The sequence below is a fragment of the Xenorhabdus cabanillasii genome (assembly GCF_003386665.1).
GTDB lineage: Bacteria > Pseudomonadota > Gammaproteobacteria > Enterobacterales > Enterobacteriaceae > Xenorhabdus > Xenorhabdus cabanillasii.
In genome coordinates this window covers 3,218,610-3,231,959 of record NZ_QTUB01000001.1, presented here as the reverse complement: position 1 = coordinate 3,231,959, position 13,350 = coordinate 3,218,610, and the positions used below count along the sequence as shown (strand labels likewise).

The window sequence follows — 13,350 nt, the reverse complement described above, 5'->3', positions numbered from 1 at the left end:
TTCCAACGCCATTTATCACCCTCATAAATAGAATTAAAAAATAATTAAACCCTAAGTTATTTTATAACCATTGAAGCCATTTGATTTTCCTACTTCAAGATACAGATTTAAAATTATTTTACTTATAATAAATCGAATTATTTAATTAGTTTACACTCTTGGGTATTAAAATATATATAATCGATGAAAATATTATTACACTCAACCATGCAATAATATATACCTGCTTAACCTGAAGATGAAAAACATAAGTGATAACTTAAAATAAACGGCCATTTTTTTGCTCAGATATAAGATATTAGCTTCAATGGTAAAGGTAACAAAAACAGTCGGATTTTCCGGTCATAATTTATTTAATACCAGTATTTCAAGTTAAATGGCTATATATAGAGTAGTAGTCATAATTTAAGGGGTATCATAATAATGATGATGGTAAAATTTATTGATTATAAATCGGAGAACATATCTAAATGGCCGTCTCGCTCCGAGCAACGGCACGGGTTATGGAGATAAGGTTTAATCCTGTGCTTCACCATTTAAAAAAGTTCTTCTGCACTAATATGAATGTTTATATTAATCCACGCACACACGATGACACTCCTCAAGCAAATACCAGCGATCAAAATATCAGTGCGGAAAATGTGACATACCGCAATCTGAAAAGCCGCTCCTGCCAGTCAAACATAAACAGTACAATTATTAGTCTTTACTAACAGTTTTTCGTGTTTTGATAAGATGTTACTTGCTCCATAACCTCGATTCGCGTAAAACTGTTACCCAAAATTACCGATAATAACTCTATAACTCTCCTGATTATTATGTTTCAAAACAATCCGCTGCTTGCTCAGCTAAAACAGCAACTTCACTCTCAAACCTTGCGTGTAGAAGGTTTAGTCAAAGGAACTGAAAAAGGCTTCGGCTTTCTGGAAGTCGATGGTCAAAAAAGTTACTTTATTCCACCACCTCATATGAAAAAAGTGATGCACGGTGACCGCATCACAGCCGCTATTCACACCGACAAAGAAAAAGAGATCGCTGAACCAGAAACGCTGATTGAACCATTCCTGACCCGTTTTGTAGGAAGGATCCAGAAAAAAGAAAACGATAACCGTCTATGGATTGTTCCTGATCACCCATTGTTAAAAGACGCTATTCCTTGCCGACCAGCCAATACAGTTACCCATAATTTCGAAAATGGGGATTGGGCTGTCGCTGAAATGAAGCGTCACCCATTGAAAGGTGATCGTGGATTTCATGCAGAGGTAACAGGCTATATCACCCGTGGTGATGACCACTTCGCTCCCTGGTGGGTTACTCTGACACGTCACAATCTGGAACGTGAAGCACCAGCTATGACGGATTGCCAATTGGATGATAATTCTTTTGAACGTATTGATCTAACCTCTCTTGATTTTGTGACCATTGACAGTGCAACAACTCAAGATATGGACGATGCACTACACATCGCCCAGAATAATGACGGAAGTTTGAAACTTTCCATCGCCATCGCTGATCCAACTGCTTATATCAAAGCTGACAGTGAACTGGATAAGATCGCTTACCAGCGTAGTTTCACTAACTATCTGCCGGGTTTCAATATTCCTATGCTGCCCCGCGAACTTTCTGATGATTTGTGTTCGCTGCGTCCAAATGCCCGCCGCCCTGCTCTGGTTTGTCAGGTTTCCATTCTGGAAGATGGACAACTGGGTGATGATATTCAATTTTTCACAGCCTGGGTCGAATCGAAGTTCAAATTAGTTTATGACGAAGTTTCTGACTGGCTGGAAGGTCAGGAAGGTTGGAAACCGGGCTCTGACGCTGTTGCTGAGCAAATCACACTGTTGAAAAAGATGTGCGAGCGCCGTAACAACTGGCGTCAACAGCACGCCCTTATGTTCAAGGAAAGACCAGATTACCGGTTTATTCTTGATGAAGGGGGGAATGTGACTGATATCGTTATCGAGCAGCGCCGTTCTGCAAATCGTATTGTTGAAGAAGCAATGATCGCGGCTAACTTGTGTGCGGCAAAAATCCTGCGCAATAAATTAGGTTTCGGTATTTATAACGTTCATACTGGATTTGAACCAGCACAAATTGAGCAAGTTGTTGAAGTACTCAAGGAACACAATATTGAAACCTGCCATGCAGCTCTGTTGGGATTAGAAGGTTTTTGCGAACTGCGTCGTGAACTGGATAAACAGCCGACGCAGTTCCTTGACAGCCGTATCCGCCGTTTCCAGACTTTTGCAGAAATTAAAACGGAACCCGGCCCACATTTTGGACTCGGTTTTGATGCTTACGCAACCTGGACATCTCCTATCCGTAAGTACAGCGATATTATCAACCATCGTTTGCTGAAAGCGATTATTCAACAAACAGAAGCAGAAAAGCCAGCCGAAGAAATTTGCCTGCAATTATCCGAGCGCCGACGGGCAAACCGTATGGCTGAACGTGATGTAGGCGATTGGCTCTATGCCCGTTTTCTTGCCCCTCACGCTGGTACGGATCAAACTTTTGCTGCTGAAATTATTGATATCACTCGTGGTGGCCTGCGCGTTCGCCTGGTTGACAATGGCGCAGTTGCTTTTGTCCCCGGCCCATTCCTGCATGCTGTTCGTGATGAGCTTCAATGCAGTCAGGAAACAGGTTCCATATTAATTAAAGGCGAAACAGTTCATCGCCTGAATGACATTATCAATGTGCGTATTGAAGAAGTCAGAATGGAAACCCGTAATATTGTGGCACGCCCTGTTAGTTAAACGTAACAGAGAAATACCCAATAAAACGGGGCTTCCAGAACAATAAACACACTGCCGCTATTATAAGCGGCATTTTTACAACAAATATTAAACAATTATTCAGATTTTCATATGAAACTTCTTACATCAAAATTCACACGCATCAGTGTAACGATTTTGCCTTTATTTGGTGCCTTAATGACTTCGCCTTCCCAGGCATCCACTACTCAGACTAATACGGCTCAACAAGAACAGATCATTAATCAACTTGTCGCTTTAGAAAAAAGTGCTAATGGGCATCTTGGTGTGTTCTTAATCAACACAGCAGATAATTCAACCATTGGTTACCGGGCAAACGAGCGTTTTCCGTTATGCAGTACCAGTAAATTTATGACAGCCTCGGCACTTTTGAAAAAAAGTGAAAAAGATGGAAAATTACTGAACCAGCGGATCAACTACAAACAGTCTGATGTTGTTGAATATAGTCCAATTACCGAAAAACATGTTGAAAGCGGTATGACGTTAGCTGAGCTGAGCGCAGCAACTTTGCAATATAGTGATAATACTGCCATGAACTTGCTACTTGACCAATTAGATGGCCCACGTGGTTTGACAAAATTTGCCCGCACTATCGGTGACAATGAATTCCGCTTAGATCGCAAAGAACCTGAATTGAACTTAGTCAAACCGGGTGATGAACGTGATACATCCACTCCTCAAGCCATGGCGAAAAGTTTATACAAGTTGACTTTAGGTAATGTGTTAGCAACCAATCAACGTGTGCAACTAGTAGAATGGCTGAAAGGAAATACGACTGGTGATGCCAGTATTCGTGCCGGAGTACCAAAAGATTGGGTTGTGGGAGATAAAACTGGTCTCTGTGACTACGGTTCAACCAATGACATTGCCGTGATCTGGCCGACGGAAAACAGAGCGCCATTAGTATTGGTCACTTATTTCACTCAGCCTGGCGATAAAAACGCTAAAGCCCGTCGTGATGTACTGGCAGAAGCAACCCGCATACTGACTCAAACTAAATAAAGATCCACCAAGCTACACGGTTAATTTACTGCGTAGCTTGTCAAGATTTATGAAAATACATACCTGCCATGAATTGAGTCAATTTATTCGCCAAATTACCTGTGGCCCGTCATCTTTGTATACCTTACTGATGTGAACGTATCGCGGCAGCATGATGTGAGTGTCATAGATTCATTAGCACACAATCGTGTAGTGAACTTACCGTGAGCTGCAATTCTTGCTGACGATTTCGCCAATCTTCTTCACCTCCTCTCAAATAGGTTTCGCGCGCATCGGCTAAAACTGCGGCCTGTATGGCAGGAAGGCGAGCAGCCGCCCAATCAGCAGCAACATCCTTAGAGACAAACTCTCCAGTCACTAATGTTCGCCACATGCGCGCCAGCGTTAGCAGAACATTGCGTTCATCTCCCTGTAGCGTTTCAATTAAATCCGGCAGGACATCTTTAATAGCTCGACGAATGTCCGAACCTGGAATAGCAGGCAGAAGACTGCTTGCGGGCGGGCCGACCAGAGGTATCGCTTCCTGTTGTGATTGAGCCAATACCAAGGTAAGTTCTGGATCACAAACAGACCTGGGAACTTCTCCTACCTCATATTCGTGACGCAGCCACTCACCGTAAATGAATTCGCTCCGGGCGGGATAAAGCGATGCAGTAAGATCGGCGCGCAAAAAAACCATCAGTTCAACAGGACGACGTCTATCAGGATCAGAAGGATACCGGCCCGATATCATCATTAAATCAGCAGCAAGACATCCCCGAACCTCAGATGTCATCGGCCGGTCAATGACTACGAGCAAATCTACATCGCTGCGGGGACGAAGACCACCAACCACAGCCGAACCATGAAGATAGACAGCTACCAGCGATTCCGCTAATTGCTTCTGAATGATCAACAACGCCTTATCTGCTTCGGAAGGTATAGTCACTAAACCGCTCCTCTTGGATATAGCTGGAGTAATATTCATGCGGCTCCATCAATCATATTTGACATTGTTCGTAAAAGGGAAAGTTGGCAGTTTTTTGCGTGTGATACATAAAACGAGGTTTAATTAAAGCCGTAAACCGACCCTGCCCGTCTTAAACATTTACTGACAGAAACAGGAGTCGGTTATCGGTTCATACCTGACTAATCAGCGTCAGATAAAATATTCGCTCAAGATACTCAAGGTTTCGTTATTTCTTACGAACAGGTAAACCTGTTCCACGCATTCCTTCTTGCGGTAAAACCAGTACAGCCGCCGACCATGCGGGCATTGTTACTTCGCCATCCTCAGTGATGCGTATCCCAGCAGCCAAAGAGGTCTTGCCCAATTCACGTTGAATATCATTTAACTTCAATCCGTTGACATGAAGATCTTTAACAGTCACAGACCAGGATGCAGCATTAATAACGACAACCAGGCCATCAAACCGCCAATCAAGATCACGTGGCGTCATATTGCCATCATCAATCGTCATGACCATTAAACCCATTTGCTGATGAGGGCCAACATTAACAAAATCGACACGTTGTCTGACAGCAGCGCCTTTACCAAGAGCCATCAATGGTGAAAACTGACGTAACTGCAATAACTCCTGATAAAACGCCATCATCTGTAATAATTCATTTTGGCCTGGGTTTTTCACCTGATTTTTCACACGATTAATCAGTGGGTAATTCTCACCATCATCACTTTGTGACGGCATCCCCACATCATAATTATTGTCCTTATAATCATAACTAACACGGTTAAACCAGTCGCCAGCGTTATAAGAATCACGGGTAAAGGATTTTGAACGCAATAATTCTGACCCATGTTGATCGAAAGCCAGACCTTGCCCCAGGAATACTGTAGCAAGGGAGATCGCCTGCATACGAACACGTGTCATCAAATCCGCTTCATAGGCAGCTTTATAGCTAATAATGTCCCACAATGTTTGATTATCGTGCTTAGATACATAATTCAGCACTTCAAACGGATCTGCTGCATAACCTGCAACAGCGCCCTTATAATCAATTTCGCTGCCTGTTTTCACTGCCCCGTCTTTATCGATCATGACAAAATCAGCCAGATTACCAGCCATGCCAAGCCGTACCAGATCCCATAAATGACGAGCGTTATCGGCATCTAACCTGGAGATTTCATTAGGCAGTATTTCAGCACCATTACCAACCCCCTGATGACTGCGAATACTGTCGGCAACATCAAATGGTCCGCCGCCACGCACCGCGTCACGCAACCTGTCAGAGAAAGTACCAATGCCAGTTCCTTTAAGATTGATTTGAGAAGCTGTTTCGAATCGATCATCCTGCCCAGAATTCCAGCCTTCGCCGAAAAAGTAGATCGATGGGTTAATAGCCCGTACTTTTTCTAACGCCGATATAATTTGTGCTTTGGGGTGATAACCCATTAAATCGAACCGAAACGCATCTATTTTGTAATCTTTAACCCATGTCACCAGCGAATCTTCGATCAATTTGGCAAACATGCGATGCTCCGGCGCAGTATCAGAACAACAAGTATTATTTTCAACCTTGCCTGTTATTTCATCCAAACGGTGGTAATACCAAGGTACAATCTTATCCAGCACCGATGTCCTGAATGTCGGGCCTGCGGCATTAGTATGGTTGTAAGCAACATCCATGATCACATTCATACCCAATTGCTGCTTGATGGCCTGCACCATGGCACGAAACTCTTTTATACGAACAGAACCTTCCGGCTCAGTAGCATAAGAGCCCTCTGGTACTGAATAGTGAAACGGATCGTAACCCCAGTTATAGGAATCTGTTTTTGCCACCATCGTATTCAATTCTTGCACTTGCGGATTATTGATATTGTCATCACGCCGCAACTGCTGCAAAACCTCCCGCACAGTTAATGAACTATGGCAAAATGCCGCAAAACGACTGTTCCTCACTATGGGATTGATTTGACACAGACGGCTAAAAGGCTGATCAAGATCAGCAACCTGATGGCTAAATTCATTGACGGAAGCAATATCAAACACAGGCAACAATTCCATATGAGTCATTCCCGCCTGGCTCAATGCCTTAAGATGCCTGAACATATCGCTGTTATTGTCAGTCAGTGCCAGATACTTACCACGCCAGGCTGCGGACACCGTACTGTCTGAAACGGAAAGATCACGGATATGCACTTCATAAATGGTCATACGTGCAATATCCGCTGGAGTATTTTGTGGCTGCGGTGCCAACAGGTTATCCCAGTTGTGAGGCTTTAACGCTTTATCATCCAGGTTGACGACCTGACTATATTCCGAATTAGTAGATAAGCTATAAGAATAGGGATCGGTAACTTCATAGCGTTCTATATTGCGAGATTGCGGGTGGTAAACCTGTAAGGCATAGCGGTAATAAGCACCGTTCAATTTCTTATCACCTTGCCATGACCAGGAACCACTGACTGTATCACGTTGCATTACGTGATTAGCGATAACCTGTTTATTTTGATCATAGACAATCAAATTTACCTTTTGTGCCGTAGGTGCCCACAACCTGAAAATCACCCCTTTATTATTGATCCTGGCCCCATATTCCAGTTTATCAGCCGCATCGGCGAAACGATCGTCCAGTACCCCCGCCGTTTGTACTTGGGTTGCTGATAGGAATAAGCCTTGCTCATTGGCCGACAAAACCACCAAATCTCCAGTCAGGAGTCGGTCAATATCCACATTTTCAGGCAAGCGGAAAGCCGGCCACTTTGCCAAATGCGGGAATTTTTTTTGCTGTTTCCTGACTTAAAACTGTTGGTGTGAGTGTCAGATAGTTATCAGTAAAATAGCCCTGGTCATTGGCCTCTACCTTATTACTTTGGTTGTGATATAGGCGAACGACAAATTTACTTTCACCTCCTGACCATAATAATGTCTGCCTGTCAACCCAATGTGCAGAAGCCTGAGAAATTTCTGGCACAAAATGAGAGGTGTTAGTACGACAACGATAGATTTGTTCACTGCCTGATATTTGCTTCACACGGTGTGCCATCAGTTTCTCCTGATTTTTGAACAAATAACACTTATCTTGCATGAAACTATTTTTAATAAAACTATTTTGGGCACAGCTTGTAAGTAATAAAATCAATAGGCTATTAAATACAACAAGGTAAACCTTCCTCCAGAAGTTAGATTTCACAGTCAAACCTTTTTAATCGAAAGATAGCATTAAACATTTATACCCTACCGATTTCAAGATGCAACACGACGGCAAGGGAGAAAATCCCCAAGAGCATACATAATAATGTGACTGGCATCATTTCTCGTTATGACTGTGTAATATTAGCCCGGTGTCTAAATATCTATTTTCATCATACCGCGAAACAGACACCAGATTAACATTATTCTTCTTTGTGAATCATATTATTGTAACAGATAAAGACTGCTTCAAGGATTTGAAATGCTTCGTTTATGGTTTTTATATCAATATTTAATGGAGGTAATAACCGAAGCACAGTATCATTACGGCCACCAAGCTCGGTAATAAGTCCACGTTGCAATGCCAGTTTCTGCATTTCCTTAGCACCTTTTTCATCAGCTTCTTTGAGTTCAGGATCTAATATTTCCACCCCTAGCATAAGACCTTTCCCACGAATTTCACCAAGGAATGGAAATTTAATTTTCAATGCATTCAATTTTTCAATGATTATTGAAGACATCTTTTTTACATTATCCAGAATGTTCTCTTGCTTAATTATTTGAATAGCCTTTACTCCCGCACTAAAAGCAAGCTGATTTCCTCTAAATGTACCTATGTGATTTCCTGACAACCAATTTTTATATGTTTTTTTATAAAACATTAATGATGAAGGAAGCCCTATTCCACTGGTTCCTTTTGATGTGACAAAAATATCAGGCTCTATATCATACTGTTCGAATGCATACCAAGTTCCGGTTCTACCACAACCTGTTTGAATTTCATCAATAATTAAAGGAATATTGAATTCTCTCGATAACTGATAAATTTTAGATACAAAAGATTTTTCGGCAACATAAAGACCACCTTCTCCTTGTACCAATTCAAGGATAATCGCAGCAATATTTCCAAGACCTGAGTTTGCATCCCTTAATGCAGATTCCAGAAACAAGCCGGCATCAAGTTGCTGTGAATTCATCACCCAACTGGTTTGAGAATGTGATTCTGAGCCAAACGGGAAAAAATGCACTCCCGGCATCAAGCCCAAAAAATCTTTCTTCATTTGGCGATTGCCAGTGACTGCTAAAGCTCCTGTAGTACATCCATGATATCCGCCTCTAAAACTGATAATTTCCTGATGACCTGTTGACACTTTAGCTAACTTAATTGCAGCTTCTACTGCATCAGCTCCTGTAGGCCCACAAAAATGCAGTTTGTAAAAATCCCGCAATTTTTCAGGTAACATACTAAAATGAGCTTCAGTAAATGTTTCTTTTATTGGTGTAGGAAAGTCTAAACCAAGACTTAGTTTTTTTGCCTGTTTACATACCTCATCAACTAATTCCGGGTGCGAATGCCCCAACGGTAATGACCCTGCTCCCAATAAAAAATCGATAAATACATTACCATCAACATCTTGCACGTAAGAACCACACGCTCTGTCTAAAGCTATTGGTAATCTTTTCGGATAAGATATTGCATCAGACTCCCATTGAGCTTGTTTTTGTAAAGCAATTTTTGATTTTGGTCCAGGAATTTCAGTTCTAATTATTGACCTTTCCATTATCCATTCTCTTTTTTAATTTAAACTTGAAATTGTTTATAACTGTATTGATAATCTGAAGTTATTTTAAATTAACAGATAAAGTTATTTTTACAAATTTAAGCATAAAATACATATGGTGAATTTTTAATCCTTGTTTTGTAAGGTACTCATTTAAGCAACCAACGAAATAATTTCAAATTATTGGCCATAACATCAATTTATTTTAATAATAATCCCCCATTGTAATAATTTCATCATATTATCCCACTCGATCATCTTATCTATTTTACCTCTTGATTTGAGAATAAAAATATTAATAATAAGTTCATAAAAGATAATTTCTTACTTGAAACATAATTAATTACTCTCATAACAAATATTATTTCAAATAATAATTATTATAAAATTTTTATTGTTTTTTATTTAATCTTCATCTGAGTATAAAGAGGGGGGGTAATAAAATGTATCTATACTCAAATAAATACCAAGCTCAGTAAAATGTTAAATACTTTTATTAGAGATCTCCACAACCATTTTATCTAAGTGTAAAGGTAATTTCTAATTTAACAGATCAATTATTATATTTTTTAATATGCATATAAAAAAGGGAGTTATATAAAGTGAACCACCCTGAAAATATGAAACTATTTGCCTTATCTGAAGCTCAGAATAGTCGTTGGTTTCAATATCAAATTAATCCAACCCAACGGGGAAAGAATAATAGTGCATTTTGTGCTCGGGTTAAGGGTTTAACTGTTGAACGTTTAGAAACTGCAATCAATTATCTGATAAAACGACATCCTATGTTACGGTCCAGCTTTGGACTATACGATGGCAAGTTGGGATACCGGATTGCAGAGCATGTTGAAATACAGATCCAACGACATAATGCTAAATATCTCGACGAAAATACTCTTCAACAGCGAATACGCAGTGATTGCTGGCATACTTTCGATTTGGAGTATCCATTGCGGGTTTATGCCAGTTGGTATCAATACCATCCCCAGGAAAGCATCATGGTACTAACTTTTGACCATCTGGCAGTTGATGGCTGGTCTTATTGGTTATTATTGGAGGAATTAGGCAGTATATTAGCCTCACAAGCCTTAGAGCCAATATCAGAGCATAGTTTTCAAAAACTATGTTACATGGCAGCAGCAATGGCTGAACAGTAAAAGTGCAAAAAAACAACAAAATTTCTGGCGTAATAATTTGGCCGGTCATCTGAATACACTACAGTGGCCAAACATAAAATGGTCAACAGAAAATAACTCTCTTAAAAACACACCAGCACCATTAACTGATAAGATCACAATTTCCCGCCTGATCCCAGATATGTTAGCGAATAAACTCCGCGCTATGGCTTCTGAATATGGGAACAGTCTGTTTGCTATTTTTCTGGCTGCATACCAAATTTTATTGAATCGCTACACAGAGCAGAACGATATTATTATAGGCTCAATGATGCCGGGGAGAAGCCGTGCACATTGGGGAAAATTAGTCGGTGAATTTGTTAATCCGGTCGCATTACGTGGTCAAATTAACGGTGATATGAGCGTTCGTGAACATATTCTACAAGCTCAGAAAAGTATCCGTCAGGCTATTGAAAATCAAAAATATCCCTTTGCTAAAGTACTGGAGCAACTCAAGTTACAACGCCATGCAGAAACTCATCCCGTTTTCCAGACTTTGATGACTTTTCAACAGCCTCGATATATTGGTGACCTATTATTGTTATGGATGGACGAAGATAATAGTACGACAGTACATTGGGGAGGTGCAGAATTACAGTCCTTCTCCTATCCCCTTTATGCTGATACCCCCGTCCCTTTGATGCTTAATATATTAGAGGTCAATACACAGATTCGGTGTTATTTCCATTACGATCCCCAGTTGTTCGATACTGAGTTAATCCATCAACTCATGAAAAATTTCTTCGTTTTGCTGACTTCAATGGCTGATAACGAACAACAAAAAATTGACCATTTGCCACTGATGGATGAGCAAGAACTTCAACAAATTCTCTGCAATTTCAATACAACAAATAAAGCCTTTCCTCAACAAACTTTGATTCACCAACTAGTGGAACAGCAAGTCACCCGCACGCCAAACGCAATAGCCCTGATTTATGATAACCATAAATTAAGTTATGCTGAATTAAACCGACAAGCCAATCAATTAGCCCATGCTTTGGTGGAATTTGGTGTTTGCCCAGATGACCGCATCGCCATTTGTATGGAACGCAGCCTGGATATGGTGGTTGGTTTGTTAGGAATACTCAAAGCAGGTGCCGCCTATGTGCCTCTCGATCCTGAATATCCCATAGATCGTCTGAATCATATACTATCAGATAGTCATCCAATACTCGTATTGACTCATCAAGATCTGAAAAGACATTTACCAGAAACAAGTATCCCTGTATGGCGATGGGGAAGCGAAGAACTTCAAACAAAAATGACTGTTCAGGAGGAAAATAATTTATCAGTCACCGACTTAGGACTGACATCCCGCCATTTGGCTTATGTACTCTATACTTCAGGTTCAACCGGTCTTCCCAAAGGGGTTATGAATGAGCATCGTGGCGTTGTAAATCGTCTGCTATGGGCTAAAGATGAATACCAGTTGAATCAACATGATCGTGTATTGCAAAAAACTCCGTTTAGTTTCGATGTTTCAGTATGGGAATTTTTCCTACCTCTGCTTTCTGGCGCGCAATTAGTCATAGCACGCCCTAATGGCCATAAAGACCCCGTCTATTTGCTGGAAGAAATTGAACTCCGTGGTATTACAACTATTCACTTTGTTCCTTCCATGCTGCACAGTTTCATTCATCATACTCCAGCAAAGCGCTGCCCTTCTTTGCGTCAAATTTTATGCAGCGGAGAAGCACTGTCATACTCTCTGCAACAGAAATGTTTTTCCCACTTACCCCACAGTGAACTGCATAATTTATATGGCCCAACTGAAGCCGCTATCGACGTCACATCCTGGCGTTGTAGATCAGAAAAACATTCCGCTTTAGTGCCAATTGGTTACCCTATTGCCAATACGAAAATCTATATTCTTGACAAATATGAGCAACCCGTACCCATCGGCATTACGGGAGAAATCTATATCGGTGGTATTGGTGTTGCCCGTGGCTATTTAAATCGTCCAGAGTTGACAACAGAACGTTTTATTCCCGATCCATTTAGCAACAACAAAGATGCAAGAATGTATAAGACAGGGGATTTAGGACGTTGGTTGCCTGATGGAAGTATCGATTATCTGGGCCGTAATGATTTTCAGGTCAAGATACGAGGAAACCGGATTGAATTAGGCGAAATTGAAACCTGCCTGACACAATGTGCCGGTGTTCAACATGCCATTGTCATCGTGCATGAATACGACGCTACAGATAAACGATTAGTTGCTTACCTTATACCTGAATCAGATATCACCTTAAGCATTCCCAAGCTGCGGGAACAACTGAGTATAAATCTACCTGATTATATGATCCCCAGTGCATTTGTCATGCTGGATGCTTTTCCGTTGACCCTGAATGGTAAGTTGGATCGCCAAGCGCTGCCAGTCCCCAATCATTCAGCAGTAATCACACAAGAATATGTCGCGCCACAAGGTGAAATTGAAGAACAATTAGCCAATATTTGGCAAATGTTGCTGAAAATTAAACGCATAGGACGCCATGACAATTTCTTCGAACTTGGCGGGAATTCACTATTAGTACTACAGCAACAGTCAAGAATATGGGAAATATTTGGTGTAGAGCTTTCTGTTCAGCAACTGTTTTCACATACCACCCTCAGCCAACTTAAAGAGTGTATTGTCGATGCTCAATTACTGCAATTTGACGCTGAATTACTAAAAAGTATTTACAAATCCATGAATTAA

The 13,350-nt window shown here is 40.9% G+C and carries 6 protein-coding genes and 1 pseudogene; 4 read left to right on the top strand and 3 right to left on the bottom strand.

What is annotated here, in order from left to right; all coding sequences use genetic code 11:
• Nucleotides 1-818 precede the first annotated feature (818 nt).
• Nucleotides 819-2,759: an exoribonuclease II gene (locus tag BDD26_RS14825; RefSeq protein WP_115826955.1), complete on the top strand. Its 1,941-nt coding sequence runs from the start codon at nucleotides 819-821 to the stop codon at nucleotides 2,757-2,759.
• Between the two features lie 177 nt (nucleotides 2,760-2,936).
• A complete protein-coding gene (gene bla, locus BDD26_RS14820) occupies nucleotides 2,937-3,779 on the top strand; it encodes a class A beta-lactamase (protein ID WP_425330426.1) in 843 nt (280 codons plus the stop codon).
• A 163-nt stretch (nucleotides 3,780-3,942) separates the two neighbouring features.
• Here bla and BDD26_RS14815 read toward each other — a convergent pair whose 3' ends face one another.
• From BDD26_RS14815 to BDD26_RS14805, 3 genes and pseudogenes are all read right to left on the bottom strand, one after another.
• Nucleotides 3,943-4,707, bottom strand: a complete 765-nt coding sequence (locus tag BDD26_RS14815; RefSeq protein WP_211305478.1) for an aminoglycoside adenylyltransferase family protein — start codon at nucleotides 4,705-4,707, stop codon at nucleotides 3,943-3,945.
• A 247-nt stretch (nucleotides 4,708-4,954) separates the two neighbouring features.
• Nucleotides 4,955-7,757: pseudogene (gene pulA, locus BDD26_RS14810) on the bottom strand (pullulanase-type alpha-1,6-glucosidase); the annotation flags it as partial.
• Nucleotides 7,758-8,118: 361 nt separating this feature from the next.
• Nucleotides 8,119-9,477 carry an aspartate aminotransferase family protein gene (locus tag BDD26_RS14805; RefSeq protein WP_115826952.1) on the bottom strand — a complete coding sequence of 453 codons (1,359 nt, stop codon included), beginning with the start codon at nucleotides 9,475-9,477 and terminating at the stop codon, nucleotides 8,119-8,121.
• Between the two features lie 602 nt (nucleotides 9,478-10,079).
• Between BDD26_RS14805 and BDD26_RS20555 the strand changes: the two genes are divergently transcribed.
• Nucleotides 10,080-10,634 carry a condensation domain-containing protein gene (locus BDD26_RS20555; protein ID WP_280524526.1) on the top strand — a complete coding sequence of 185 codons (555 nt, stop codon included), beginning with the start codon at nucleotides 10,080-10,082 and terminating at the stop codon, nucleotides 10,632-10,634.
• Nucleotides 10,585-13,350, top strand: a complete 2,766-nt coding sequence (locus BDD26_RS20305) for a non-ribosomal peptide synthetase (RefSeq protein WP_342353482.1) — start codon at nucleotides 10,585-10,587, stop codon at nucleotides 13,348-13,350. Before BDD26_RS20555 ends, BDD26_RS20305 begins: the two co-directional genes overlap by 50 nt.